We start from the raw sequence: 25,341 nt of genomic DNA on the forward strand, positions 1-25,341 counted from the left end.
ATTTCAGGCTCGCTCATCTTTGGGAGAGCCCATCACGACATAGGTCTGGATAGAATTGACCTGGGGGATTGAACCCAGGGTGTCGCTGTGAAATTTCTTATAGGTGACCAAATCACGGGTTTCTACCCTTATCAGGTACTCTGATGCACCTGTGATGTTGTGGCATTCACGCACTTCTGGAGAGGCGGTCATTGCTTGTTCAAAAGCTTCTTGAGAGGGTTTTGAATGATCAGACAATCCCACTGTAATATAGGCTACACAACCGACCCCCATTTGGGATTGGTCGAGTACTGCTCGATAGCCCTTTATAACCCCTGTTCGTTCCAGTTCCTGAACCCGTCGCAGGCAGGCAGAAGGTGAAAGTCCGACACGATTCGCGAGCAGAGCATTACTCATGCGCCCATCTTTTTTAAGCTCGTGCAATATTCTTTTGTTTATACGATCCATATTCATCATAAGTTGCAAATATACTGTTATCAACACAAAGTAAGCAAGATAGTTTTACGGAGTTCCTTCTATGATTGCGTTATGACTTATTCATTGGAACCGCTGAAATGAACTTTGAACTCCTGACCGCTTTGATGGCCTTTGCCTTTGTGTCATCAATCACCCCCGGCCCTAATAACCTGATGTTGATGTCTTCTGGGGCTAATTTTGGTTTTCAGCGGACCATTCCACATATGCTGGGTGTCGGAATTGGTTTCGTATTTATGCTGGTTTTAGTTGGAATCGGTCTTATGCAAATATTTGATCGTTTTCCTTTAAGCTACGACTTGCTGAAAGTGTTCAGCGTTATCTATTTGCTTTATCTGGCCTTCAAGATTGCAACCGCTGCGCCACCCGAGAGTAAACAGGTTAGTACCGGGACTCCGCTGAGTTTCATTCAGGCAGCCTCGTTTCAATGGGTCAATCCAAAGGCCTGGACAATGGCGTTGACGGCGATCAGTGTCTATTCGCCCACCCGTAGTTTTGAATCGATTGCGATTGTCGGTATTGTATTCGGACTTATTAATTTACCCTCCGTCAGCGTATGGACAATACTGGGTCAGCAGCTAAGACGTTTGCTAACCAGTCATGTACGTTTGAGAGCCTTTAATATAGTCATGGCCACTTTGCTGGTCGCTTCGCTCTATCCTGCTGTTTCATAATCCCGGGCAGGATTTTAACCGAGAACACTAACGAGAACACAAAAGTAGTGTAATGAGCCGGAGCCACAGGTCGTGCTGGTAAGGGCTGTGTGGTAGAAAATTTTTTAGGGCGGTTGGACGACTGAAAATGCTTAACCATGCAAGGGCAACATGGTGACAGAAGGAAAAACTGAGTTGCTGATTGTTTTTTTTGCATATGGAAGTGGTGGGCCTTACTGGACTTGAACCAGTGACAGACCGATTATGAGTCGGGGGCTCTAACCAACTGAGCTAAAGGCCCACATGCAAAAACTTACTCAATGAGTATTCCATCTCTTATACCAACCTCAGAAACAGTCCTGATATAGTCGGTCAACGGATTACTATATCCCTTGCTTAACCGGCCAAGTGCAGGATAAAAGCCTATTTCAGCGCTCTTCAAAGCAAGGAGGCGGAATTATAGCGGCAAGTGGGTGGATAGCCAAGAGGGTTTTTAAGGAAATATCAAACAAAAGCTACTTCAATTGGATGGTTTCTCTATAGATTCATTTTCTTACTGGAAATCCACATTAGAATTTCCATTTGAGCAGCGGGGTAATCAGAAGCATACGGCAAGAAGCTTGGCAAAGGTGGCTGCTGAGTTAAGGTTGTTGCGTATCCAACGACACATATCAGTGCTGGTTTCTCTATCCTGGTATATCCTTTCATAGAGGCTATTTTCACTAAATTAGCAAAATGGCGTAATCTAAGGCCCGTCTATTATCCGCTGATAGTCTCGGTAAGGGCCTGTCGACTGCGCCTTGCCTTTGTGGGATTGAGTATGATGATAGGTAACATATCAAGTTCTCACCCGACGGATATGGATGAAGGTGTAATACGAGTATTTGACGCAACTCCTGTAGCCATGGTGCTCTCACGATTGGATGGCAGTCTGGAATATGTCAATCCTGCGATGAACAGGTTGCTTGGCTACAGCTGTGATGAAATCTATCAGGACCATGTGGTTATCTCTCACCCGGATAATCTGGATATCAACACCAAGATTCGTCAGCAATTAAATCAAGACCCTTTTACTCCTATCGTTATAGAAAAACGATACCTGCATAAATCAGGCAGGGCTATCCCTGGTTTACTTACCATGGTGGCGCAGGAAGATGGCAAGGGTAATATTAAGCGGTTTATTGCTCAAATAGTCGATTTGACGATGCGTAAGCATGCAGAAAAATCACTATTGCTGTTTAAGACATTACTGGATAACTCCAATGATGGTATCTACGTAATTAATCCAGATACCAGCGGCTTTTTAGAATGTAACCGCCTGGCCTATGAACGGTTAGGCTACACGCGCTCAGAGTTGATGAAACTGAGCGTTATTGATATCAGTCCAAGTTTACCATCCGGGGATGGCTGGTTAGAGCATGTGGCCAGGCTCAAAAAGGCAGGTAGTATCCTTTTGGAACGTGAACATATTCGTAAGGATGGTTCATTATTTCCTGTTGAGGCTAACATCAGTTATCTGGAACAGGGAGATCAGGCTTATCTGGTAGCTGTTGTCAGAGATATATCCCGTCGCAAACACAATGAATCGCTGATTTGGAAGCAGGCAAATTTTGATTCTCTGACTGAGCTTCCCGGGCGGCGACTGTTGCTTGACCGTCTTGAGCAGGCGATGAAAAAGGCTCATCGGTCTGAGAAGCGAGTGGCCGTTTTATATCTGGATCTGGATCGGTTTAAGGAAGTGAATGATAGCCTTGGTCATGCTAAAGGGGATGAGTTGCTGATTGAGGCCGCAAAAAGGCTCAGTTTGTGCGTAAGGGACTCAGATACACTGGCGCGCAAAGGGGGAGATGAGTTCACCATTGTTATGGGGGAGTTGGATGATCGGGAAGATGTCGAGCGCGTTGCCGGTACTATTCTGGCGGAAATGGATCGACCGTTCCAGCTGGGTACTGAGCAGGTTTATATTACAACCAGTATCGGTATCAGTTTTTACCCGGATGACGGAGTGAGCTCGGAAGCCCTGTTCAAGGGAGCTGATCAGGCAATGTATGCTGCCAAAGACGGAGGTAGGAATCGATTCCAGTATTTTACTCGTTCTATGCACCAACAGGCACTGGATCGTCTTGAGCTGATTCGTGATCTGCGCAAAGCACTCACTGAAAATCAGTTCTTGTTGCACTATCAGCCCATAGTGGAGTTGGCATCAGGTAGTATATGCAAAGCTGAAGCGCTTATTCGCTGGCAGCACCCTCAAAAGGGCATGATCAGACCAGATGTGTTTATCCCTGTTGCTGAAGAGAGTGGATTGATTTCAGAAATTGGAGATTGGGTTTTTCGTCAGGTGGTCCAGCAAGTCTCTTTGTGGCGTCATTCGAATCAGGGTGATTTTCAGGTCAGTATCAATACATCTCCTATTCAATACTTGGATGGAAGTACAGGAATGGAGCAGTGGATCGGCTATTTGAAATCTCTGGGGTTACCCGGAGAGGCCTTAACTGTGGAAATAACAGAAGGAGTGCTGATGGATTCTCATACCGGAATTATGGAAAAGTTATTGGCTTTTCAGGCATCCGGAATAGATGTTGCCTTGGATGATTTTGGAACAGGGTATTCTTCCCTTTCTTATTTAAAGAAATTTGATATTAACTTCATAAAAATAGACCGATCTTTTGTCAATAATCTAGCCGTTGACTCAGATGACCATGTGCTGTGTGAAGCGATTATTGCTATGGCTCATAAGCTGGGTATTAAAGTGATTGCTGAAGGTGTTGAAACCGATGAGCAGAAACAGCTTTTAGCTGCTGCTGGCTGTGATTATGGGCAAGGGTATTTATTTTCCAAACCGGTTCCCGCTGAGCTGTTTGAAAAACTGCTATCTTGGAAATAGTGTCTGGAGTCGTTTTTGGTGGCCAATTCTGGCCTTGCTGGTATATCCCGGACTTTTCATGGGTTTCTTAGTTATGCATCCAGCTTTGTTTGTTTTCCAGGAGAAACTCTGCAAATGCCTGATGAATGCAGCCCAAGGCATGTTTACGTTTATAGACCATATCTACTTCTACACTAACAGCTGACATAGGGATGTTCGGTTTGTCATCAAATGGGAAGGGGAGAGCCTATATTCTAAAAATTGGTCAGTTCAATGAGGATCATCTGACAGACTTTGTTTATCTGAGTGGTTCGTCCAGCCGCTAGACCCTGTCTGTACACTTGTTAATACACAAAATTCATGGAAGGTTCTTTGGGTAAAGGCTCCTGACAACCGTTGTCAGGAGTCCCTGCTACTCTTTAAGCTAGTAGGTAAGTAAATCTCGGCAGGTAAGTAAATCCCGGGTGTACGCAAATAATGAAAGATACTTGAACCATTGGAGGCTTCGTTACCCCTTTATATCCTGTTACAGCTGATACTCATGAATTTTAGGACAACATATCATGTACACACTTTATCATTTCCCCCACTCTCAGCACGCTCGACGGGTAGTTTCTTTACTGGAAGAGGCACAACTTGAATACCAGTTGAAACATGTTGCCATGGATAAGGGGGAGTACCTTTCGCCAGAATATCTGGCTATTAATCCTAATCACCAGGTTCCCACACTGCTTGATGACGGAGTTAAAATTCATGAGTCCAATGGGATTCTACGCTATCTCTGTTACAAGCATCGGCTGGTGAACTGGTACCCGGATGATCTGCCCAGAAGGGCTTTAGTCGAACAGTGGCTGGATTGGAACCAGTGCCGTCTTGGGCCGGTTGTGGTCGATATTGTTTTAAACAAAGTCTTTATGGGGGATAAGGGTGATCTGCAAGCGGCTGCGCTGGCAGAGAAAAAACTTCCAGAGCTTGCAAGTGTTCTTAATCAAGAGCTGGAGAAGAAAAATTATATAGCGGGTGATCAGCCAACGATTGCAGACCTTTCTTTAGCATCCAATATCTTTCAGCTGAGTTATGCTGATGCAGTACCTCAGTTAGCCGAGATTGAAAGCTGGTTTAAGCGAATCTGTGCGCTGCCAGGGTTTCAGAAATCCCTTCCCCAGCCTTGAATTGTTAACTGAAGTTTTATTAAAGTGCAAAGCGGCTATGATTGACCGCTTTGCTTTGTCTGCGCTGTCGTCAGTGTTGTTCTGCCAATTCAACGCTTGTTGGTTCCAGTAGGTCTTCTACCGAGCTTAACAGCTGAGTTTCAGTCCAAGGTTTGGTGATATAACAATTCACTCCTGCATTATCAGCTTCCAACCTGTGTTTGGAGGTCGAGCGGGAGGTAATCATAATGATTGGAATATTCCGGGTTTCTTCGAGTCCCCTTAAAGATGTAGTCAACTCCACACCATTCATTCTCGGCATTTCATAGTCCGTCAGAATCAGGTCAGGGGGATCACGACGAATTTTATTCATTGCGTCCAGCCCGTCAATGGCCGAGTGGACCTCATAACCAATGTCACGGAATAGGGTGATGAGTGATTTTCGTGCACTGATTGAGTCATCAACCACCATCACCTTGGCCAGCCTGTGTTCTTCTTCCACGGCTACCAACTCAGTATTGAGCTTCTTATTACTGCTTTCGTATTGCACTCGTGCGGGCAAGTCGATAACCGGAGCAACTTCACCGTTGGCCAGGATGGTCAGTCCAGGAATACCTGGTAGTGTCGGAATAAGCTCACCCATATCTTTAAATATCAGTTCACGATGAGCCAGAATCTCCCTGACCATCACTGCTACCAGCTGATTTTGTCCAAGGTTTACAATCAGTACCGGGTGGATACGGTCTTTCTGCTGGGCTGGTTGAGGTGCTTTTCCGGTTAATGATTCCAGCGTGATAGCGGGATAGTTCTGCTCATCAGTTTTAAAAACAAGACCGTCTTCAGTTTCACTAAAGGTACCATCTATGGAGAGTAAGCTTTGTTCAACGCCACGCGTTGATAGGGCTACTATTTGTCGACCTGCACGGACCAGTAGAACACGAATCATCAGTGAACTGGGTGGAAGTGAGAGCTCGATACGTGTGCCTTTTCCGGGTTCGGACTGGAGCTGTAAAGATCCGTGTAGCTGGGTAACCTGCCGATTAACTACATCCATGCCGATACCGCGCCCGGAAAGATGACTGGTTTCATCACGGGTGGAGAATCCAGGGAGTAGAATCAGTCGCTGGGTTTCCTGTTCGGATAATTGAACATCTGGATCAACCAGGCCTTTTCTATCTGCTTCCTGGCGAACGCGAAGAGTATCAATACCGGCGCCATCGTCCTGACAGGATATCAGTAGCTGGTCACTGTCTCGCTGGAAGCTGAGTTTAATTGTGCCAACCTTCGGTTTATCCAGTTCAAATCGTGTATGAGGTGTTTCCAGACCGTGGTCAACGGCATTGCGAATAATATGCATGAGTGGGGCTGTTAGTTCCCCAAGGACCTGGCTATCGATCATGACCCCTTCACCTTCGATCACCAATTTTGCGTTCTTGCCTGTCGCGCGGCAAGCTTGACGCAGAATTCGGTGGACTCGAGCACTGATTGTGCTTACGGAGACCATTCGAGTACGCACGATATTGTCCAGTGCTTCTTTTTGCAGACCGGATTGCGCACTGTGTAATTCGATCAGTTGGTGGATATGATCGTTCATACCGCTGCTTACTTCACTGACGTCAGCGGCGGCTTCGTGCAAACGGGAGATACCGCTATGCAGTTCGTTGAAACGGTCCATTTCAAGCGGATCGAAGTCCTTGTCATCGATATCCGTGGAGGGGTTGAGATGAGAGTATTCTTGCAGTCGCTGTTCCAGATCTGTCATTACTCGCTCCATTGCGCGATAGCGATCACGACTGGTTCGGGTAAGTCGACGCAGCTGGGTCAGTTCTTCATCCAACTGGGTGCTGAGAGTGGTGCTTTCCCCGGCAATACGGAACAGGTTGTCGAGCAGATTGAGCGGTACTGAAAGTGTGGGCTGCTGCTGGGACTCTGCGGCTTTCTCTGGAGTTTCAGCTGCTTTTTGCCTGGCTTGCGTATCTTGTTGTTCAGGCTTTGACGAATCAATGCTCTCGACAGCAGGTTTATTTATTTCAGCTGTGGTGCTGATTGGCGCTGTTATCGTTTCAGGTACTTCAGCATTTTCCTGCGCTGTCACTAAAGCTGAGGGCTGGACATCATCGTCACTTTTTATGCTTTCGTCACTATCGTTGCTTTCATCCCCTTTGTGGGTAATCGCGTCAATGCCTTCAGTTTTGGCCAGATAATGCCAGTCCAGGATGCTCTGAAGGCAAGATAGGGCTGACTCAGGAGCGGGTTCGTTGTCGGTCACTGAATCACACATGGCGGATAGACAGTCGCCAGCATCAAGTAGATCTGAACTTAAGCGTTCGCCGGGTAAGGTTTGAGCCTCTGTCAGGAGTTCTAAAATATCCTCCAGATAGTGGGTGAGGTTTGCAAGCCCACGTATGCCAGCCATGTTGGCTAACCCTTTGATCGTATGCGCGGCACGTTGTGCATCGCGCAGTGAGTCAGTATCACCACTATCTGAAACAGTTTGCAGCAACAGGGCAAATTCTTCTGATAACTCAGGAAGTTCCGTATAAAGCATGGACATCAACTCAGGGTCAATGTCTTTCTCGCTAGTCAGTGATACCTCATCCTCAGTTGCAGTTCTTCTTTCGACCGCACTGGAATCCTGAATGGAAGCCAGTGCTAACAGGCCACTGAGAAAAGCGGCCTGTTCCACATTGAGGCCGCAGGGAAGCTCTGTGCAATAATCAATCAGTGCATCACGATGAGTCTTATCAGTCATTTCAGACAGATAAAGTCTAAGGGCTGTCAGGGAGGACCCTATATTCGCTGTTACAGGTCTATTGTCTTCAAGAATTTCAGCAGATTGTCGTGGGTCTGTAAGCCAATTGATATTGGTGATTAACCCCTCGGCTACAAAGCGTGCGCCAAGTAAACCGACGGTGTCCAAGGCCCGTGCCAAAGCGGCGAGCTGAGTACCGGTATCATCCAGTAAAGCAGGGGATACGGTATTATCTGCTGTTTGCCATTGATCCTGTAATGCCGTCAATGACTCGGTCAGCATTGATATTACCGCCGAATCCACAGCGGGGTGGTTTTCAGCCAGTAAGTTGAAATTCACCTGAAGAAAATCTTGTTTTTCAATAGCTTCAGCGGAACGGCTAGCCGCTTCAGGTTTAGGTTCAGGTTCAGCGAAATCTACTTCTTGTTCAGGTTCTTCTTCAAATACATCCGCTGGGATCTCAATTTCTTCTTCTGTTTCATCGGTGTTTTGGTTGACTATGGCAGATGTTTGCGGCTGAGACATTTGAGATTGTTGAACAACGGGTTCGAGCTGCTCTATATCTTCCACCAGTAGCGGCTGCAAAAATTCTATATCTTCAGCCGGTAATGGTTCCGACCATTGTTCACTGCTCATAACTGCAATGACGTGTTCAATCGCTTCTTGCGAGGGACTGCTAACCAGTGTTGATACGTGCTGATGGAGTTGCTTGGTGACGTCACTATGAACAGAATGCTCGTCGTCTTCGGTTTCCTGAATCAATTCTGCGTAGAGTGCAAAGAGATCGGAGAAACCGGTGAACCCAGCTTCGCTACAGGCTTCGGACAGCTGGTGTATGTTTTCTATCAGTGGTTCGCCATCCGCGTTGGTTCCTCGCCAGACTCCCTGATGATATTCCAGGGTCTGGTGCATTTGCGTGTAAACTGCAAGCTGTTCTGCCTGTTCTGCCTGTTCTGCCTGTTCTGCCTGTTCGGGGGACGGGGAAGTATTTGAAATCTCTGAAAGATCAGGCTCGACAGCAGCCTGCTCTTCGGCTTCTGCCGCTATGGCCTCAATATTATCTGAAACAACAGTATCCAGATGGGTGCTATCTTCCGATTCGGAGTGGATGCTGTCAGCCTCATTAGTATCCAATTCAACGCTGTCGAGCGTTTGCATGTGGGGCTCTTCGATACCAGGTTCTTCATTTTCAGATTCTTCAATCTCAAAGTCTTCAGCATCAATTTCAATGATATCCAGGTCTACTTCGTCAATTTCCTCACTATAGATTTCTGGATCTTCAATATCGATATCATCAATTTCTGAGAGACTACTTATTTCGTCATCATTATTAATTTCAGGCTCATCGGCGAATTCTGTATCCTCAAGCTCCAGTTCAAATTCGGAACCGTCAACATCAATAAGGATGCTTTCAATATCAACCGGATCTACCGATGCTGCTTCGCTGGATTGCTCAGCAGCTTCGGTTGTCGGTTTTGTTGTCTGATCAACTTGTTGCTGTTGCGTCAATACTGCCGCTAACCGCTTACTGTCTTCATTTAGAAGAGTTTGAAGAAAGCTAATATCCTCTGCTGGTAGCGGATCTGGCCACTGCTCGCTGGCCATTATGCGGGTTACTGAATCCACGGTCTGCATCGATGGTGTTTGTATCAGCACCGATATTGCCTGATGCAGTTGTTGAACTATCCCGCTGCTGAGAGTAAAGGCTTCTTCACCCAGTTGTTGAATAAATTCCGCGTACAGGGTGAAAAGGTCGGCAACCCCGGACATTTCCATCTCGCTACAGTTATCGGCAAGCTGATGGATTTTTATGATTAGTTTTTCACCACCGAGATCATCTGCTGGTTTGGTGGATTGGTGATAATCCAGGATAGCTAGAAGGTCCGTAGACAAAGATAACAAAGCAGTGTCTTGTTGGGACAAAGGTTGAACCGTTAACTGAGCCGTGTCATCGGAGACAGCCTCTGGTTGTTCGACTATCGGAGTGATAATCGCGGGTCCTTTCGTTTCGGGAGCTATTGTTGCAGCCGGCGAAGCCGTTGTATCTTTCGAAACACTGGCTAGCTGGTCCAAGTCTGAGGTTAGAACCTGGGCGACAAATTCCTGATCTTCTTTTTCCAATGGTTGAGGCCAGCGGTGATCTTTAAGGCAGTTCAACAAAGGATCTACAGCAGATGCAGGGCTGTGAACCAATAACCTAAGTCCCTGTGCAGTGTTCGCAAGCAACTCACCTTGTGTAGGTGTTTTATCGTGCTGCAACGGATCGACCAGCTCTGCCAAAAGAACCAGAGCATCTGATACACCCTGATATTCAGCATCGCTGTAGCGATCGGCCATAGCGTGCAGCGCTTCGACTATAGCAGTCACGGTGCTTTCTGAGCAGCCATCGGACTGCCTTGCCAGGTCCAGAAGGTCGCCGATCTCTGTCAGCGCACTGATTTCATCTAACTGCATGTTTTTTTCCTATCACCGGTTAGATCTCAGGCTTGATCAAGAACCGGTCAGCTTAAATACACTGACCGATTGTTGCAGCTCTTGGGCTGCTCCTACCAGTTGTTCGGATAGCTCTGTCTGTTGCAGCATTTCTGAGCTGGTGATGCTGGTGGACTGTTCGATACTTGTTGCACGTATGTGCAACTGCTTGGCGACTTTTGCCTGGCTGACGGCACTCTTGGCTATCCGGACTACCGATTTTACCAGGGTGTTTGTAGCTGTTCGGGTTTCATCCATTCGTTCACCCGCTTCTTCCGCAAGGCGGGTTCCGTTGACAACTTCCGAGATTACCGTATTCATAACCTGAATCGTATCACTGGTTTCCAGCTGGATATTATTAACCAGGGTTTCGATTTCAGCGGTTGCTTCACGGGAGTTTTCAGCCAGTCGCTGTACCTCGTCTACAACCACCGTCAGACCTCGGCCTGCTTCACCCGCTGATGCGGCGTGCATACTGGCGTTAAGGGACAGAATATGGGTTCGCTCGGAAATATTGTTGATCAAGCCAACGATACCACCGATTTCCTGAGAACGTTCTCCGAGACGCTTGATCCTCTTTTCAGCCTCGTGAATAGTCTGACGAATATTGTTGATACTGTTAATTGTTTCGGATACCGAGGTCATAGCGGTTTCTGATGTGCTGATCGCCTGCTTGGAAGTGGTATGAGATACAGTGGCCAGCTGCGCGATGAGCTGCATGGCGTTAATAACCGACTCAAGTTCTTTAAGCGTTTCAGTTATTTCCTCTTGTTCACTGGTGGTGTGAGTACGTACTTTTTCAGTCTGGGAACGAATCTGTGAAGAGGCATTATCGACCTGCTGAGATACGTTGATTACATCCTTCAGAGTGGTTTCAATGGAGGTTGCCAGCTGATTGATGGAGTCCGATACCGCACCGGTAATGTCTTCTGCTACTGGAACCCGGATACTCAGATCCCGTTGACTTAGCTGGAATACGTTTTGGATCAGGGTAATTACCGATGAGTTAAGAGCGTTACTTTCAGCTTCTTTCTCCTGAAGAGCTGTGTTCTTTTCGTCTAATAGCTCATCAAGAACCATTCCCAGCTGGCCTAGTTCGTTCTTACTTCTCAGACCGGTGCGAGCATCGGCGTCACCCTCTCGAACTCGTCTGATCGTTTTCATCAAGGTTTCAACCGGGTGTAAGATACCATTGTTAAAGATGACTGCAGTAACAACGAGTGCGGCCAGTGACAGGGCAATGGCATTTCGGAACAATATGCCGTTTTCTTCAATGGCGTTATTCGCTTCTATCTTATCGGCTTCAGCATAGGCGAGTCGGAGTTTCTCCAAATCTCTCAATTTAACTTCAACCGCAAATAGAGTGGTGTCTGCACTGACAGCGGGTAATTCCTCTTCGAGAATCATCGGGAATATTTCCAGACCATCTTCGTTAGCTAAGGTCTCTTCCGTTGATGCATTGCGCTTTTCTTCTTCTTTGGCATTGTTGCGTTTTTCTTCTTCCTCCAGGCGGAGCAAGCGTTCCGAAAGTGCCTGGCGTAAACTTGCAGTCAGCTGTTTATCCTCTTCGCTGCGAAGAAACTGTTCCAGTTTGACCAGTGCAGTATTTGCATCTGTTAAACGGTTCTTACGGTTACTGAGGTTGATTCTCTTTTTGTAGAGGTAGGTTGAACTGTTTATATCTTCCTGAGCCTGTTCTAACAAAAGATCATTTTCGTAGAAGAACACCCACTGAATATTACTTCGAACCGTGTTGATGTGGGTGGTCAGGCTGTTTAAGTTGTTATTACGCTCCTGAGTGTCCTCGCCAATCTTCAACAGCTCTGCGTAGAGGAATGCCATGAAACCTGCAGTAATCAGGATGAATAAAGCTGATATTGTCAGCTTGGTGGTTGTGCGTACGTTCCAAAGTTCAGACCTTTGACTCATGATCTGCAGCCTCCGTTGGGATGACAATCGTTATGTAATAAGGGTATGTCTGAGTAAATGCTGTTTTTAGCGGCCCGAGAGCGCCGATTTTCTTATGTCGGAGTTGATTAGCCACTGTTTAACCTGGGAGCTGAAAACTCCCTTTTTGCATATTCGCAGAAACGATGATGGTCAAATTCTCGCCACAACTCGCCCTGATGCTGGAACGCATCGCCACAAAATTGTGCCACTATCTTGTCTTCAACAGGGGAGGCATTGTTAGCGTCTTCAATCTCGCTAAGACCTCGGGGGTAACTGTCCAGAAGGATGCCAACCGTTTTGGAACCTTGATCAATCAACAGAATCCAGCGACCGACGGCATCAGTATCCGGTTCTAAAAGGCGCTGTATACTAAATACCGGTACCGTTTCGCCCCGGTGATTGATAAATCCCAGAAATGAGCGAGGAGCATCGGGAATCGCACAGATTTCAGTGCGGGTAGTGAGTTCCGAGAAGGTTTCCTTAAGGATGAGAAAGCGGTGCTCTCCAACCTCGAAACCGTGTCGAATTTCAACCAGATCTGTTATCTCCTCGGGTAGAGGTAGTGGTTCCAAAAGAGAGCTCCTTGCTTTTTTATTATGTGGTTATTCTGTATTGCCTTAAGTTCGATACGATCTTATGACCGATATCGCCTTAAGACCGAGGTCTGTAAGGACGAATACTGATTCGCATCAGTAAGCCCATGTTTTAACTCAGTGAACCAGAGCCAAATCTTGTTTGACTCTGGTTCGGTCATTCATGGTTCAGTAACCCAGCTATTGCCAACTCTGCTTGCACCGACTCTGAGTGATCGTTGCCGCAGAGTGCTGGCTAGCTGTAAATGGCTGGCCTGAACGACTACCTGAGCTATAAAAATACCTTAACTATAAAAAAGCCTTAACCTGAGTCAGAATTTCTTCTTCCGTATAGGGTTTTCCTACCAGAGCTTGTGCTCCTTGCAATTGCGCCCAGACTTTATCCGCCTCCTGATTTTTGCTCGAAACGATAATCACAGGTATCTGCTTAGTGGTTTCTCCGGTAGTAATACTGCGACAGGCTGCGTAGCCATCAACACCAGGCATGATTATATCCATCAGAATCAGATCTGGTTGTTCAGCCTGGGCTTTTTCAACGGCGCTGCTGCCGTTATCAGCAACAGAAAGCAGCACGTCAAGATTCTTAAGGATGTCACACATGCGCTGCTGTTGTACCGGATCATCTTCCACTACTAAAATTTTCTTCATTATATTCTTACCATCTATCGATATATGGATGTCTATGTAGCCTTTTATCTATGTCGAAACTATCTACTGCAGGTTCCTGTTTGGGGTGATTTTTATTGGAAGCTGTCTATATCAGTTAATATCTTCCGTTTTTTCAGTCGTATATTAAATATCATGTTTCTTCAATTGATAAACAGGAATATTTAACATCGAGTATGATTGAGCCAAGAGATAATCTACCTCATTCACTGGCAAAGTTATCTATCCATTTAGTTATACGGCCCATGACTTTCTGAAACTCTGCTGAATCAATGGGTTTCGTCAGGTAAGTGGAAGAGCCGGACATTATCCCTTTCACTTCGTCCAATGGCGAGGTTTTGGACGACAGCATAATGATGGGCAATTTCTTTAGCCCTTCTATCTTGCGCATACGTGTACAGGTTTCGAAGCCGTCAATGCCGGGCATCATTATGTCCAAAAAGATAAAATCGTAGTGATTCTGCTGGACCATATCCAGTGCCTGAAGACCCTCGTCGGCAAATTCTATCTCTATCTGATCGAACTGAGACTTCAGTTCGATCGCCAGTGCTTTTTGCATAGGCACGCTATCGTCAACCACCAATACGCGATAGCCCGTTGATTTTGCACTTTCTTCTGCTTGCGGTTGGTTTTGCTGCTGAACGGCTTGCTCGACGTATTTTTCGTACTGATTATCCTGCTCTTTTATTTCAGCCGTTGTTTCCTGTTGAAAAAACTCCTCATTGGCTGAGGTGAGTCGATCCAGTGCGCTTAATACGCGGGAAGATATCAGTGGATAGCCAATATGTGGCCGGTCAGTAGTGGTTGGTTTCTTTTTACCTACGAGGATAAGGCGTGACTGGAAGCTTGGAGGGAGCTCCGCAATGGGGGGCTGTTGGAACTGTTCCTCCCCAAAGACCAACAGCAAATCCGGAAGACTGTTTGGATCAAAATCGACCAGACAGTAGGGATTCGTACGCGATAGTTTTAAAATTCTACCGAGCTTCTTACCTTGATCCTCTGCAAATCCATAGGCTGCTATTTTCATATGAGAACCTGCTCCAAATACTGTCTGGATTAGGAGTGTAATCTACCATTTCCTACCTTCAGTTAGAGTGACATGGAGCAATACAAATGCTCTTATTTTTAATTGTTTTACTATTAAAAGCTTATCACTCTACTAAAAGTTTACAGTCGCCTAAGATCCTAAAGTATTTTGCTGATAGCCTCAGCGGCCCGGTTTACATCAAGAAATATAAGACCCAGTCGTGCAGAAGGTTTAACAATGACTGTTAAGACTGAATCACTGTTAGCGTGAGACATCAGGATATACCCTTGCTTGCCTTTAACCAGTACTTGCTCCAGCTCGCCTCTTTCCAGTTCGCTGGCGGTGCGTTCGCCCAAAGAGAGCATGGCGGCACTCATGGCTCCCACGCGTTCTTCGTCCATGTTCACTGCGAGTAGGCTGGCGATCATCAATCCTTCAGTAGAAATAATTGCGGAGGCTTCAATGTCAGCAGAGGAGCCATTTAGATCGCTTAGGATAGAAGTTAGCAGTTCTGAGCGCATAATCTTTTCTCTTCCTTTTATTGTCTTTTTGCCAGTTTTGCCTCGATGCCTCTTTGATTCTAAGGCAGCTGTTTCACGGCGTCTTTGTCAGAGATCAGGCTTTAGGTATATGTGAGCTTAAAGTCTGTTCCGGTTCTATTTATTCTTGTATTAATCGGTATAAACCGTTTGTATTAAAATCTTTTAACGTAGCTTGTCATTAGTCACCTAGTCTTCTAAGTAACGCCGTGCAAGTGCTCCGATCAGATATACAAAAGCGGAGTCATTTAATTTGGGTATTCCCTCCAGTAGCAGTACAAAGCGTTTCTTTGAAAACTGGAAAACCCAAACACCCAGTTGACTCTGCCCGAGAGGATCAACCAACGCCCAGGACTCACCCATTAAGTTGAGTTCCTGGTTAAGCAAATGTTTGTGCCGTAGATGCAAAGACATGATATCGGCTGATAAAGCAGCCAGTTGCTCTGCGTGCTCCTCTTCATAACCGACATTACCAAGACAGAAGCCTTGATCGTCTGCCAATATGACCTTGCCTTGAGAACTCAGGCGAGGCAGCAAATCCGGTAGTGTCCGTTCCAGAGACTGGTTGACGAGAACGATGGGCTTGGGCACCAATTCAACCAGCCCCCGGTCAAGCAGCGATTGGAATAAGCGCTCGGAAACGGCTTGGCTTTCTCCCGTAAGATCCATGATTAGCTGATCAGAATAAGGGTAGCTGGCATCGGCGTGTAGCAGTTGCAGCAACAGGGCGCGAGCGTCGTCCGGTTCATCACTTAGGGTAGCGTAGTAGGCCCCACTAGAGCTGATTTTTATGAATTCAAGTGCCACTATAAATCTCCAGTCATTCCTAACTTAGCGCGCTGATTATTGATGAGGGGTATTCATTTGTCTCTGGTTTTGGCTTTCGTAACCAGCCTAGTACCCAGGCCGCAGTCATAAAAGGAAACACATAGCGCTGAGGAGCCTGTAGCTGGTCCATGACTTGCTGCGCAGTCAGCGGTTCCTTTTGCCATAGTTCAATCATTTCTTCAGTAAAGGGCAATCCAATCAAAACGCTTCTATCAGGGGCCTGGAGCAATTGATAGCGAGTGTCCAGATCGACACCATCAATTAAACGGCCCCGGGAACTCCAGCAGGCGATTTTCCAGAGTAACTGATTGGCTGGATAATGAACGAAATCTGTTTCGTGCAGTACTCTGTCTTTATCACTCACATGCTGCAGCTGTAATTCACCAAAGCGAAAGCGCACCTGGGTCATTTGCAGCAGCACATCAAAATCAATATTTGAGTAGAACTGACCGTAGTCCGGGTGATATTCCAGATGCTTGTTGGATAGGCCTATCACCGCCACGGAGCTGTTCTCTGCATGAGATCTCTGAATCGCAGCCGACACCAGCGCAAGCAGTTGGCCTTCAGAGTTGAAATATAAACGTCGACGCAGGCTTGGATTGTTGAGATTCACATCGGCAGCATGCCCGCAGCAGTCTTCGATCTGTTGCTCGGTTGCCGGGAGCAGGCTGATTGTCACCTCTTCAGGTTCGACGGCGGTGATAGTTGGTAGCGACTCTAAGGAGTCTTGATCTTTTCCATGAGACTGCTCAGCAATCAGAGCCTCAGTGGTTGTCATAATATCTTCAGGGCTGGCTGACGAGTCCCCATCAGGCTGTTGTGTACTTGCTGTCGCGAAAGTGTCTTCAGAGACGTTAGCTGCGATATTATCGGTCTCTGAGGTCTCATCTTCAGGCAGCAGCTCCAGTGTCGTCAGAATTTCTTCATCTGTCTTTTCCTCGCCTGGCGAGATGGTGTGAAGCTCATCAGACATACCGAGTTTGAACTGCTTAATGTTCTGTTCGGCTGTGTGCTTGCGTGCGAGGAGTTTTTCCTGGAATGTTTTGCGTCGAGTGGTTTGGAGCTTGATTTGCGTTAGCTCATCGTTGTATTCACCACTGCCTCGCTGGATACTGCGGCGATAGGCCGCAACTACATCTTCCAGGCTTTGCTGGGTTTTCTCATCAGCATAGTAGGGTGAATCACTACCAATAGACATTTGGCTGACCAGCGCTTGTAAGGCAGAGTCAAGCGATGCCATTGAATAGGGTTTTTTCAGTGCAACCGTTCCGGGCCAGGAGATGTCTTTGATTGACACCACGATCCCCGGTTTATCATATTTTTTACGATATTCCAGCTGCTGTTTTTCGAGCGACACCGGCTGATCGGCGTTGTAGATGAGAGCATCAGCAACACTGTCTGTCGTGACTTCATATTGTTGTTTCTGGCGGTTCAGAAACAGCTCCAGCGAGGCAAGGGCAGAGCCACTAAATCCAACTAAAGCAATCCGCAGGGGGCTTCCTATCACGCGAGAGTATCCATCCAAATCAGTTATTTCGTTCCATCTGAGTTAGTTCGTTCCGTCTTGTATTTCCTGGTTTTCAGGTCAGTGCTGGATATGGAAAATAGTACCAGCTCGACCATTAACCAGCACTGAGTGACCAAGGGGCAATCTCATTACTCGCTGTATATCATCGCTGAGAAAGGTCCGTTCTAATGTACTCATTAGTCGGCTTCCCAGAACCGAAACAGCAAGCTTCAGCAGACGCTCAAACAGCATCTTTCCCCGGCCCTTGAGCACTAGGAACAGATCGACGAATGCCCCGATAACTGCGAGACGATTCTTGCAGTCTATCGACAGAAATATTCGTCGTACGTGAGATAGCAGGCAGTTCGGCGAAGTCGCCACCATACGGGTCACGTGATATAAATTTTGTTCGTTGAAACGACCGGAGTAGATCAGTGAGTTTTGTTCCTGCGCCTCGAAGGCAGCCTGGATTCGGTCTACTGCGAACTCGTTGATAGTAATAGGTAAGTCATTGCTGCTTACAGACGTACTGGTGCCCTCCATTGATTCCTCCTTCAAGCGCAGATTGTTATTTTATTATTCTAATTTTCGGTCAACATTAGCATAAAAAAGACATATAAAAATAGTAATAAGTAATAAAAAGTCAAAAAGGATGAGGTTTATTATTGATGGCTGATGAAACTCGTTAGATAATCGGGAGACTAGGTTTCATCAGTACTGTGAGAGAGTTGCAAGTGGTTGCTAAAGTGCTTCCATAGATTGTCCGGATCGTTATTGCTACCACTTTCGGACTAGCCTTGGTAAACACCTGTCTTTTTGTCCCGTTGGACCCATCAGAAGCTGATCGGTTTCACCTCATCAGACTTCTTGCTTTCAGGAAAACATCTATGTCATCGGAAGCTCCACCTGTCACTGAATTAGATGCCAAGCAGATGACTGAGGCGGCTTGGGTGGAAGTGATCCAGCAAATGGAACAGGTTTACTCCAATCTGATTAGCTATCAGGTCGAGCTGGAACAGAAGAACCGTGAACTTGAGGAAGTTAATCAACTGATTTCAAGCGTTCAGCGGGCAATGACGGAAGTACTGTTGGTAACGGATCTGTCCGGTAAGGTCATTCAGCACAATAGTTCTCTGGAGCAGGTAACGGGCCTGGATGCCGATCAGATCAGCGGTTTGGACATCTACAGCCTGTTTGCTGTGGAAGATCAGCCAGTGTTGTCTCTTATTAAACAGCATAAGGAGTTCAGTCAGAAGGAAGTGACTCTCTGCCATCCTGTCGAAGAGTTGCCGTTGGTGATTAATTGCAGCCGTTTGTTGGACAGCAATCAGCAGGTCCAGGGGATGGTGTTGATTGGTCGTGAAGTCGGTGAGTTACGTCGTGCCTATGTGAGGCTCGAGCAAAGCCATAGAGAGCTTAAGCTGACACAGGAACAATTGGTTAATTCTGAGAAGATGGCTTCGTTGGGTCGATTGGTTGCCGGTGTGGCCCATGAGCTGAATAACCCGATCAGTTTTATTTATGGAAATACCCATGCCCTGGCCGATTACTGTAAACGATTGACGGAGTTTCTGGCACAGATCCAACAGACCGAATTGCCCCAGTCTGTGATTGATAGTCGACAAACATTGAAAATTGAAAAGATTCTCAGGGATTTGCCTTCCTTGCTGGATGGCACGATGGAGGGAGTAGAGCGGGTTCGCGATATAGTGATGGACTTACGCCAGTTCTCTTCGGGCCAAACTCAGGAATTCCGACCTTTTGATTTAATTCATATTATAAACACCACCCTGCGCTGGGTGGTAAAAGAGCACCCATTGCAGACTCATTGTAATATGCCGAATGCTCTGGAAGTTGTTGGTCACCCTGGGCGAATTCATCAGGTGCTGATGAATCTTGTACAGAATTCCCTTGATGCTATTGAAAATGACGCCAAACCGGAACTCTGGATTAACGTAACAAGTGATGACAAGAATGTTACGGTGACGATTCAGGATAATGGTCCAGGTATTGATGAATCAATTCTGCCACAGGTGTTTGAGCCCTTTATAACTACTAAGGAGACAGGCAAAGGAACAGGGCTCGGACTGTCTCTGAGTTACAGCTTTGTTCGGGATCATGGGGGGCAATTAACCGCTGCTAACCATCCAGCAGGCAACGGAGCGGTATTTACTTTGCAACTACCCTTGAATGGCGGGAGGCAATAGCTGTGAGCAAAACACTTAATCTGTTGTGGTTACAGTCGGGTGGTTGTGGTGGCTGTACCATGTCGCTTTTGGCTGCGGAACAACCGACGCTGTTTGAAGCGTTGGAATCCTATGGGATTAATCTGTTATGGCATGCGTCCCTGTCCGGTAATAACAATCCTGGTTTGCTGGAATGGATAGAACAGATCTCAAACGGTAAGACCCCGCTTGATATACTCTGTCTTGAAGGGGCGGTGATGACAGGTCCCGATGGAACCGGACGCTTTCACCTGCTATCTGGCAGCGATCAACCGATGATGGAAGTCATTGAGCTTTTGGCAGGGAAGGCGGCTCATGTGGTTGCGGTCGGAAGCTGCTCCGCTTTTGGGGGCTTCAATCGCAGCAATAATAACCCCGCAGAGGCTAAAGGGTTGCAATACCTGGGTGAACAGGCTGGCGGTTTTCTGGGGAGTGACTTTCGTAGTGGTATGGCGATGCCGGTGATTAATATCTCTGGCTGTCCCACCCATCCTGAGTGGGTCTTGCATAGCCTGCAAGCCATTGCCTTGAATCTGCTGGATACTGCCCAACTGGATGAATTTAACCGTCCTCGGTTTTATACCGAACATCTGGTGCACCATGGTTGTCCGCGTAATGAGTTTTACGAATACAAAGCCAGTGCTGAAAAGCCTGCCCAATCCGGTTGCCTGATGGAAAATCTTGGCTGTCAGGCTACCCAGGCCCATGCTGACTGCAATATCCGTCTATGGAATGGTCACGGCTCCTGTCCCAAAGCCGGATATCCCTGTATTAATTGTACGGCTCCAGAATTTGAGGAACCGGGCCACCCATTCTACGAAACCCCCAAGGTAGCAGGCATACCTGTCGGTTTACCTACGGATATGCCCAAAGCCTGGTTTATCGCCTTGTCTTCACTTTCAAAGGCTGCAACACCAAAGCGTTTGAAAGAAAACGCAACCAGTGAAAAACTGAAAATAGTCCCGCAAATTTACAAAAAGAAAAGATAGGTTCCCTAAGGCAGTTCACCACACTTTAAGCCTTTAATCATAATAAAAAGCGATCGAAGAAAATGGTTCGAAAAATCACGCTAGGTCCCGTTAATCGGGTAGAAGGGGAGCTGGAAGTTCAGTTGGAACTATCCCAGGGGCGAATTGAGGCGGCTTATGTCAAGTCAACACTCTACCGTGGTTTTGAGAACCTGTTGACGGGGAAGAACCCAATGGATGCTCTGGCTATCACCCCCAGAATTTGCGGGATCTGCTCCGTTTCCCAGTCCGTGGCCTCTGCCAGAGCGATTGCTGATCTAGCTCAGGTGCAGATGCCAGCTAATGGTGAGCGAGTGACCAATATAATCCTGGCAACCGAAGTGGTAACTGATCTGTTGACCCATTTTTATCTATTCTTTATGCCGGATTTCAGTGATTCAGCCTACAACGCTGAGTCCTGGTCAAAGCTGGCAGCGCAGCGCTTTACCGCCATTCAGGGGGAGCGTCACTCTGCAATGTTGAAAGCAAGAGCTGAGTTTCTTCACATTATGGGAATTCTGGCCGGTAAGTGGCCTCATAGTCTGGTGTTTCAACCGGGAGGTGTCAGCAAAACCGTTACGCTATCCGAACAGCTGAAATTGAAGGGTATCGTTACTGGTTTTCGTGCTTTTCTTGAGTCAGTTCTGTTTGGCGATCGCTTGGAAAATATTGGTGCTCTGGATTCGGTAAATGCACTCAATCGCTGGCAGCAGGAACATGCTGAAGAGCGTTCAGACTTTGCTTTGTTTTTAGCAATTTCCGAGTCTCTGGATCTGCAAAAAGCAGGGAGCAGCTACAATCATTTTTTAGCTTACCCTGCATTTAATGTGGCTGGTACGGAAGTTTATTCCGGAGGAACGTATATTGATAATCAGCGAAAATCAGTGGACACCAAACAGATCAGCGAGCACCTTGATTCAGCCTGGTTAATCGGTGACCAACAGCACCCTTCAGAAGGACTGACTGAACCCTATGCAGAAAAGCAGGATGCGTACACCTGGTGTAAAGCCCCCCGTTATGAGGGGAAAGCCATCGAAACCGGCTCCATCGCACGACAGTTTCTGGCCAAAGATGCGTTGGCTTCTGAACTTGTGAATGCTAGCGGAAGTAACATCCATAACCGAATTGTCCTCCGATTAATGGAACTAGCCAAACTGGTTATTCAAATAGAAAACTGGATAGGCCAGATAAAACCCGCTGAAGCCTTTTGCAACCAAACTAAACTACCCAAAAAAGGGCAGGGAGTCGGGCTTTCTGAAGCGGCAAGGGGGGCCTTAGGCCACTGGCTTTCTGTGGAAAATGGCATTATCTCAAACTACCAGTTGATCGCCCCCACCAGCTGGAACTTCTCCCCGCGAGACAATCAGGGCCAGCCAGGGCCATTGGAATATGCGCTAAAAGGACTGGAGTATGACAGTCCTCAAGGGAAACTGATGATGCAGCATATTATCAGGTCGTTCGATCCCTGTATGGTTTGCACGGTGCATTAAATAATAAGTATTTAAAATCAATATATTAACTGGATAAAGTTGTTTCAAAATCCTCTATGAAAATGCTGGAACGTTGGCGGTGAAATCTAAGGTCTCTTTGCATTTTTGTACAGGTTTGCCAGGATCTCAGACCAACTAAATATGTAAAACACCTCAAAATAAAAGCATTTGGTATCTGGTGTTCAATGTCCCGTCAGAAATCTATTAATCTAACTCCGCTTACCTTTGTTTGCATAGAGTTGAGCTAATTAATCCGATAGTTTTAACGAACCGTCCAGTAGTTACGAGATGACTGGGCAAGGGAGTTGAGTTCACGGAATACGTTGTCATCAGAATGATGAAGGAATATTACCTTTAGTTATGAACATGAACTATAGAATAGGCAGAAATAGTTTCCATCAAACTAGAAGCGTCACAACCTAGCTATGGCTAAACACAATCTATCAGGATCAAAACTGGGAGATAGTGTTGACTGCGATAGCTTTGCTATAGTGTTTCTGACAAATTTAATATTACAAAAGAGAACAATGAACATAAGCGGTTAATTACTTACAGGGACTAAAAGGAAAATCTATGGGGATTTATACGGGTAACTCTCTCTTTTACAAGATTGATATTTCCGATCTAGCCTGAGCTAATTCAGTTTAACAGTTTTCATATTGTTAATCAGGTTCTGGATATAAAACATAGACTAATGGTACGACTCTTTTTCTAAGTGATAGTCAAAGTTTACCTCGTTGTAGCTATTTACTAATACTTTATCTTTTAACAAAAAATTAATCTTATCTCTAACTTCATTTCCTGGGCTTGGAAAGGAAGTGTAGGTGTAGTACCTCCCTGTTGGTGACCTCATGATTCTATTTTTAAGTCTATAGAAAAAGTTTTTATTTTTTTTGTTTGCGTTTGATTTTATAAAAACAATTAATGCTCTGTGAGATGTTCTGATTCTATCTTCTATCGTAGTGCTAAGATTAGGTGTTGCTCCACCATCGCCATCACCGTTTATCTTGATGTTATTCCAGGTAAGAATAGTGTCGCTGCCTATTGTTTTAATAACCTCACAAGTACATATCTCTTCTACAAGTTCCCAAGGATAGTACTCAGTTTTTGCATAGGGTTGCTTCGCAATTTGTATCCCGTGCTGGCCTAATTCGCATGTCAAGAAGCCACCATCTTTTCGAACGCGGTTAAAATCTTGTATTAAATGTCGAAAGCAAGCTGCAGAGGCCAAGATAAATGCACTGCCAATTATGATTTTGGCCCATGTGGAGCCTTCAGGAAAGTCATTCCAATACACATACAGAAAAATTGACGCAAACACGAAAGCTATTCCATAAAATAGGTAACTAAAAACCAGTAAGCAGTATTTTCCAGTATCTGCACTTTATCGTTTTGTATTCGGCATATCATAGTTCTTCTCATTGTATAATAGCTATTCCGTTCAAAGGAGGATAAGGTATCAGGCCCTTTTGACTTCCAGTCAACTGACTTTAGTTTAGAAGATCATTAATATTAAACACACCTCCTTGACCAAGCTCCTCTGATAATTGATGGCGCACTATGTTGCGAATATGCCCCGGTAAGCCTTGTTTGCTGATGATTCCGGCGATTAACCATTGATCTAGTTGTAACCTGGGATCATATTCGTTGTGGGCTTGTGTTATCAGTGTTTGTTGATATTGATTAATCTCATTGTTTATCACGTATATGATTTCCTCTTGTACTTTTTTGTTCAGCATTTTTGTTAGTTCCGAGTCATTTTTCAATAATAGAGGGTCTGCCTTAAGAGCTATCAAGCTGTGTGATGGATGACTCTTGTCGATGTTTTTTATCTGAACGTCCTGCTGACGGTAAAATTTTGAATCAGCTCCTTTGCAAATAGTGATTTCCAGGTGTGATTTTGCAATTTGAGTGACTGTTTCAACGGGGTATTGATAATCTGCATAAACAGGAATATCAACTAATTCAGGAATATCATGCAAGTCATAAAATAAATCATCAAGCTCTCTCTCATTCTCTGCTATATCCCGTTTACGTCTGGATATTCTGCTCCCAGCGTCTGATATCTCTTGCTGTAATTTGAGTGATTTGTTTTTAATCTCGGACAATATCTTTCTTTTGCTGTAGTAAGAAGAGGTGTTCTCTGTTTGATTCTGGTTTGTGAGCAGAGCTATCTTCCAGTCCTTTTCTAAGAGTAATAGTTGCTGTTGTTGCTCTGTTTTTCGTTGCTCCTGTCTTTCCAGCTTACCTCGTAAGTTTTTTGTCTCTTCTCGTAAATCAAGGATATCCTGTTGGATATCTCGATATTCTGGATTCAGAATTCTGTTATATGAGTCAATATATTGTTTGCTTTCAATCTTGACGTATTTCTGAGTAATAAAGTTGATTTTTGCCAATGAAAAGCTCAGATAGACTTCGTTGCCACGTTTGTCGTCATACTTGTCAATGAGGTTAATGTTGTTAAATTGTTGACCCAATGAGGGATATAGCTGTGGTTGGCTGATGTCCAGCTTGATTCGTAATCCGAAATCATCAATATTCTGTTGGCGTAGCTGAGATGCTATTTTCCGGTTTTTGAGCTTTTGTCGATGTTCAGCCAGTTTGGCGTAGAGTAATTGTGCTTTTCCAAAAAGTTGATTCTGTTCTGCTTGCCTTGCTGCTTCAGCAACGTCATCTAACCAATCATCAAACAATGCTTTAGCCTGATATAGCTTTTCTTGTGTCTTTGCGTCCCCGGGCTTTTCATAGGAGGCTTGTTGATACTGATCTATCGCCTGTTGGTATTTACCTAGTGACAGGTAGTCATCACCGGCATTAATAAATCGTCGATGAGCGCAACCTGAAGCAAGCAGAGTGAAAATAATCAGTAGTGAAAGTAAAGCCCGGCCCATTCTGTGTCCTATCGTGTCTGTGTTTGATTGACTCATTCGGGTAAGAGTAATTGCAAGTACCTGAATATTAACTTAATCATCGGGCTGTATCGCCTGCCCCAAAAAGCGCTGCTAAAAACGCTACTTAGTATTAGCGCTATTTTAGTATTAGAGCCTGTCGAGTGATCGCAGGTGGGGATTTAGTTGGTGATCCGGGACAGGGCCACCAGCAGGCTGCGGTTCTGGCCTGGTATCTGAGTGGCATGATTTG

The 25,341-nt window shown here is 45.8% G+C and carries 18 protein-coding genes and 1 tRNA gene; 6 read left to right on the forward strand and 13 right to left on the reverse strand.

The genetic code is table 11. From position 1 onward, the window contains the following. Nucleotides 1-3 precede the first annotated feature (3 nt). Nucleotides 4-456, reverse strand: a complete 453-nt coding sequence (locus tag BGP75_RS15105; RefSeq protein ID WP_369832130.1) for an Lrp/AsnC family transcriptional regulator — start codon at nt 454-456, stop codon at nt 4-6. 98 nt (nt 457-554) lie between these two features. Here BGP75_RS15105 and BGP75_RS15110 point away from each other — a divergent pair, with 98 nt between their 5' ends. After that, nucleotides 555-1,148 (forward strand): LysE family translocator, encoded by a 594-nt coding sequence (locus BGP75_RS15110; RefSeq protein ID WP_076719670.1) that lies wholly within the window; start codon nt 555-557, stop codon nt 1,146-1,148. A 203-nt stretch (nt 1,149-1,351) separates the two neighbouring features. Here BGP75_RS15110 and BGP75_RS15115 read toward each other — a convergent pair. After that, nucleotides 1,352-1,428 (reverse strand) — tRNA-Ile (locus BGP75_RS15115). Nucleotides 1,429-1,947: 519 nt separating this feature from the next. Between BGP75_RS15115 and BGP75_RS15120 the strand changes: the two genes are divergently transcribed. Next, nucleotides 1,948-4,014, forward strand: a complete 2,067-nt coding sequence (locus BGP75_RS15120; protein ID WP_076719671.1) for a bifunctional diguanylate cyclase/phosphodiesterase — start codon at nt 1,948-1,950, stop codon at nt 4,012-4,014. A 542-nt stretch (nt 4,015-4,556) separates the two neighbouring features. Next, the gene (locus BGP75_RS15125) at nt 4,557-5,165 is read left to right on the forward strand and encodes a glutathione S-transferase family protein (RefSeq protein ID WP_076719672.1); all 609 of its coding nucleotides are present in this window, start codon (nt 4,557-4,559) and stop codon (nt 5,163-5,165) included. A gap of 70 nt (nt 5,166-5,235) precedes the next feature. Here BGP75_RS15125 and BGP75_RS27435 read toward each other — a convergent pair whose 3' ends face one another. The 9 genes from BGP75_RS27435 to BGP75_RS15170 all read right to left on the reverse strand — a co-directional run bounded on the left by BGP75_RS27435 (nt 5,236) and on the right by BGP75_RS15170 (nt 18,021). After that, on the reverse strand, nt 5,236-10,350 hold the full coding sequence (locus BGP75_RS27435; protein ID WP_233152936.1) for a response regulator: 5,115 nt from the start codon (nt 10,348-10,350) through the stop codon (nt 5,236-5,238). A 36-nt stretch (nt 10,351-10,386) separates the two neighbouring features. Continuing rightward, on the reverse strand, nt 10,387-12,297 hold the full coding sequence (locus BGP75_RS15135; RefSeq protein ID WP_076719673.1) for a methyl-accepting chemotaxis protein: 1,911 nt from the start codon (nt 12,295-12,297) through the stop codon (nt 10,387-10,389). 107 nt (nt 12,298-12,404) lie between these two features. After that, nucleotides 12,405-12,890, reverse strand: a complete 486-nt coding sequence (locus BGP75_RS15140) for a chemotaxis protein CheW (protein WP_076719674.1) — start codon at nt 12,888-12,890, stop codon at nt 12,405-12,407. A 309-nt stretch (nt 12,891-13,199) separates the two neighbouring features. After that, nucleotides 13,200-13,559 (reverse strand): response regulator, encoded by a 360-nt coding sequence (locus BGP75_RS15145; RefSeq protein ID WP_076719675.1) that lies wholly within the window; start codon nt 13,557-13,559, stop codon nt 13,200-13,202. A gap of 220 nt (nt 13,560-13,779) precedes the next feature. Next, nucleotides 13,780-14,604, reverse strand: a complete 825-nt coding sequence (locus BGP75_RS15150; protein ID WP_076719676.1) for a PleD family two-component system response regulator — start codon at nt 14,602-14,604, stop codon at nt 13,780-13,782. A 158-nt stretch (nt 14,605-14,762) separates the two neighbouring features. Further along, nucleotides 14,763-15,125, reverse strand: a complete 363-nt coding sequence (locus tag BGP75_RS15155; protein WP_076719677.1) for a roadblock/LC7 domain-containing protein — start codon at nt 15,123-15,125, stop codon at nt 14,763-14,765. 207 nt (nt 15,126-15,332) lie between these two features. Next, nucleotides 15,333-15,950 carry a hypothetical protein gene (locus BGP75_RS15160; RefSeq protein ID WP_233152937.1) on the reverse strand — a complete coding sequence of 206 codons (618 nt, stop codon included), beginning with the start codon at nt 15,948-15,950 and terminating at the stop codon, nt 15,333-15,335. 19 nt (nt 15,951-15,969) lie between these two features. Further along, on the reverse strand, nt 15,970-17,478 hold the full coding sequence (locus BGP75_RS15165; RefSeq protein ID WP_076719679.1) for a hypothetical protein: 1,509 nt from the start codon (nt 17,476-17,478) through the stop codon (nt 15,970-15,972). A gap of 78 nt (nt 17,479-17,556) precedes the next feature. Continuing rightward, the gene (locus tag BGP75_RS15170) at nt 17,557-18,021 is read right to left on the reverse strand and encodes a hypothetical protein (RefSeq protein WP_076719680.1); all 465 of its coding nucleotides are present in this window, start codon (nt 18,019-18,021) and stop codon (nt 17,557-17,559) included. Nucleotides 18,022-18,365: 344 nt separating this feature from the next. Here BGP75_RS15170 and BGP75_RS15175 point away from each other — a divergent pair, with 344 nt between their 5' ends. The 3 genes from BGP75_RS15175 (at nt 18,366) to BGP75_RS15185 (ending at nt 22,200) form a co-directional block, all read left to right on the forward strand. Continuing rightward, nucleotides 18,366-19,685: a sensor histidine kinase gene (locus BGP75_RS15175; RefSeq protein WP_076719681.1), complete on the forward strand. Its 1,320-nt coding sequence runs from the start codon at nt 18,366-18,368 to the stop codon at nt 19,683-19,685. 2 nt (nt 19,686-19,687) lie between these two features. After that, entirely contained in the window at nt 19,688-20,692 is a 1,005-nt protein-coding gene (locus BGP75_RS15180) for a HupU protein (protein WP_233152938.1), read from the forward strand. A gap of 62 nt (nt 20,693-20,754) precedes the next feature. Then, nucleotides 20,755-22,200, forward strand: a complete 1,446-nt coding sequence (locus BGP75_RS15185; protein ID WP_076719682.1) for a nickel-dependent hydrogenase large subunit — start codon at nt 20,755-20,757, stop codon at nt 22,198-22,200. 691 nt (nt 22,201-22,891) lie between these two features. Here the strand turns inward: BGP75_RS15185 and BGP75_RS15190 are convergent. After that, nucleotides 22,892-23,521, reverse strand: a complete 630-nt coding sequence (locus BGP75_RS15190; protein ID WP_076719683.1) for a hypothetical protein — start codon at nt 23,519-23,521, stop codon at nt 22,892-22,894. 169 nt (nt 23,522-23,690) lie between these two features. Next, entirely contained in the window at nt 23,691-25,091 is a 1,401-nt protein-coding gene (locus BGP75_RS15195) for a hypothetical protein (protein WP_076719684.1), read from the reverse strand. Between the last annotated feature and the right edge of the window lie 250 nt (nt 25,092-25,341).

The sequence above is a fragment of the Motiliproteus sp. MSK22-1 genome (genome assembly GCF_001968815.1).
GTDB lineage: Bacteria > Pseudomonadota > Gammaproteobacteria > Pseudomonadales > Balneatricaceae > Motiliproteus.

Bases quoted from the DNA above. Each gene is read 5' to 3' on its own strand.
- BGP75_RS15105 (WP_369832130.1), bottom strand. From the start codon at position 456: ATGATGAATATGGATCGTATAAACAAAAGAATATTGCACGAGCTTAAA.
- BGP75_RS15110 (WP_076719670.1), top strand. From the start codon at position 555: ATGAACTTTGAACTCCTGACCGCTTTGATGGCCTTTGCCTTTGTGTCA.
- BGP75_RS15120 (WP_076719671.1), top strand. From the start codon at position 1,948: ATGATGATAGGTAACATATCAAGTTCTCACCCGACGGATATGGATGAA.
- BGP75_RS15125 (WP_076719672.1), top strand. From the start codon at position 4,557: ATGTACACACTTTATCATTTCCCCCACTCTCAGCACGCTCGACGGGTA.
- BGP75_RS27435 (WP_233152936.1), bottom strand. From the start codon at position 10,350: ATGCAGTTAGATGAAATCAGTGCGCTGACAGAGATCGGCGACCTTCTG.
- BGP75_RS15135 (WP_076719673.1), bottom strand. From the start codon at position 12,297: ATGAGTCAAAGGTCTGAACTTTGGAACGTACGCACAACCACCAAGCTG.
- BGP75_RS15145 (WP_076719675.1), bottom strand. From the start codon at position 13,559: ATGAAGAAAATTTTAGTAGTGGAAGATGATCCGGTACAACAGCAGCGC.
- BGP75_RS15150 (WP_076719676.1), bottom strand. From the start codon at position 14,604: ATGAAAATAGCAGCCTATGGATTTGCAGAGGATCAAGGTAAGAAGCTC.
- BGP75_RS15155 (WP_076719677.1), bottom strand. From the start codon at position 15,125: ATGCGCTCAGAACTGCTAACTTCTATCCTAAGCGATCTAAATGGCTCC.
- BGP75_RS15170 (WP_076719680.1), bottom strand. From the start codon at position 18,021: ATGGAGGGCACCAGTACGTCTGTAAGCAGCAATGACTTACCTATTACT.
- BGP75_RS15175 (WP_076719681.1), top strand. From the start codon at position 18,366: ATGTCATCGGAAGCTCCACCTGTCACTGAATTAGATGCCAAGCAGATG.
- BGP75_RS15185 (WP_076719682.1), top strand. From the start codon at position 20,755: ATGGTTCGAAAAATCACGCTAGGTCCCGTTAATCGGGTAGAAGGGGAG.
- BGP75_RS15195 (WP_076719684.1), bottom strand. From the start codon at position 25,091: ATGGGCCGGGCTTTACTTTCACTACTGATTATTTTCACTCTGCTTGCT.